This window comes from Paraclostridium sp. (assembly GCF_051657365.1).
Taxonomy (GTDB): domain Bacteria; phylum Bacillota; class Clostridia; order Peptostreptococcales; family Peptostreptococcaceae; genus Paraclostridium.
Map to the genome: position 1 here is coordinate 1 of NZ_JBOFKN010000130.1, position 2,531 is coordinate 2,531.

A 2,531-nucleotide genomic window follows, 5' to 3' on the forward strand; every position below is an offset into this window, starting at 1 on the left:
ATATAAAAAACAGCTGATTTACATGAAAAAAATGGTGGGGTATCATGAGAGTACTAAAATAAAAATAAAACGGGGGTAGTATGAAAGCGAAAGAGAAAATGGTATTGTTAGGAATCTTTCTATTATTTTCTAGCAAAAATTTGGTGAGTTATTCAAGTGATATTATTATTAATGACAAAACAATTGATGTATCAGCACCTAGTGCAGCTGGAATGTCAGCTGGAAAAGACCAAACTATCATAAATCAAGGTACAATAAATGTAACGGGAAATCAATATACCTCAGGAATGAAAGTTGTAGGGATAGGGAGTGTAGGAGTAAATAATGGAGCTATAATTCATACTGGAAATGGTAAAGATACATCAAATGCAATGTTAGCTCAAACTGGTGGATACTTAGAAAACAATGGAACTATTGAAATTTCAGGAACTAATGCATCTGGAATGGCAGCAGATAAAGATGGATCATCATTAAAAAATACAGGAACAATAGTAGTAGATAAAAATGCAAAAGGAATAAAGTTAACAAATGGAGCAAGAGGGTTAAACTCAGGGAAAATAGATGTAAAAAATGGAACAGGAATGTCAATTGAAACAGGATCGATTGGAGAAAATAAAGGTAAAATAAATATATCAGGAAACGGAACAGGTATATTAGTAACAGGAGGAAGCGAAGGTTTAAATAGTGGAATAATAACCTTAAATAATGCTAATTCGACAGGAATGATAATAGGGAATACAAATTCTCAAGGAAAAGGAGAAAATACGGGAGATATTTATGTTTCAGGAGATAAATCAACAGGGATGTCAATTTTAAATGGAAGTTCTGGAATAAATAGTGGAACTATAAATGTTACCGCAGGAGAATTTACTTCAGGAATGAAAGTTGATGGAGTAAATAGTACAGGGACGAATAATGGAACTATAATTCACACAGGAAATGGAAAGACATCAAATGCAATGTTAGCTCAGAATGGTGGATACTTAGAAAATAATGGAACTATTGAAATTTCAGGAACTAATGCATCAGGAATGACAGCAGATAAAAATGAGTCATCATTAAAAAATACAGGAACAATATTAGTAGATGGAAATGCAAAAGGAATAAAAATAGTTGGAGCAACAGGGTTAAATACAGGAAAAATAGATGTAAAAAATGGAACAGGAATGTCAATTGAAACAGGGGCGAAGGGAGAAAATACAGGAGAAATAAATGTATTAGGAAAAGGAACGGGGATATTGATAGCTGGTGGAAGCGAAGGTTTAAATAGTGGAATAATAAAGTTAAGCAGTGCTAATTCAACAGGAGTATCTGTTAGTAATAGTAAAGGTAAAAATACAGGAGATATCCATGTAACAGGAAATAGTTCAACAGGAATATCGGTAACAGGAGGCGGAACAGGAGTAAATAATGGAAATATTTATGTAACTGCTAATCAATATACATCAGGAATGAAAGTTGATGGGGCAGGTAGTGTTGGAATAAACAACGGAACTATAATTCACACAGGAGATGGTCAAACATCGAATGCAATGCTAGCTCAAAATGGTGGATATTTAGAAAATAATGGAACTGTTGAAGTCTCAGGAGTAAATGCATCTGGAATGGCAGCAGATGGAAATAGTTCATCATTAAAAAATACAGGAACAATAATAGTAGATAAAAAAGCAAAAGGAATAAAATTAAGTAGTGGAGCTAATGGAATAAGTAGTGGAAAGATAGATGTAAAAGAAGGAACAGGTATTTCAATTGAAACAGGTGCAAAAGGTGAGAATCAAGGAGATATTTATGTAACAGGAAATTCTTCTTATGGAATTGCAATTAGTGGAAAAGGTGAAGGAGTAAACAATGGAAATATCTATATTTCAGGAAAACAGTATACATCAGGAATGAAGGTAGATGGAGTAGGAAGTATAGGAATAAATAATGGAGTAATAGTTCATGAAGGAGATGGCCAAACATCAAACGCAATGTTAGCTCAAACAGGAGGATACATTGAAAATAATAGATTAATTCAAGTATCAGCAGTAAATGCATCAGGAATGGCAGCAGATAAAGAAGGTTCATCACTGAAGAATTTAGGAAATATTTTAGTTTTAAATAAAGCAAAAGGAATAAAATTAAGTAGTGGAGCTAATGGAATAAGTAGTGGAAAGATAGTTGTAGAAGAGGGAATAGGAATTTCAGTTGAAACAGGTGCAAAAGGTGAAAATCAAGGAGATATTTCAATAACAGGAAACTCTTCGTCAGGAATTTCGATTTCAGGAGCTGGAGAAGGAATAAATACAGGAAATATCTATGTATCAGGAAAACAATATACAGCTGGAATAAAGGCGGATGGGTTAGGAAGCATAGGAATAAATAATGGAACAATAATCCATGAGGGAGATGGTCAAACATCAAATGCAGTTTTAGCTCAAGGAGGAGCAACTGTTGAAAATAATGGTTTAATACAAACATCAGGAATAAATACATCAGCTATGAGTGCAACTGGAGTGGATAGTAAAGTTCTAAATAATGCAAATGGAAAA

Annotated in this window: 1 protein-coding gene; it reads left to right on the forward strand. The window is 33.4% G+C overall.

Annotation, left to right across the window (positions count from 1 at the left end):
* Window positions 1–80: 80 nt before the first annotated feature.
* The coding region (locus ACRCYC_RS09165; RefSeq protein WP_438618819.1) for a beta strand repeat-containing protein at window positions 81–2,531 on the forward strand (2,451 nt) is incomplete at its 3' end.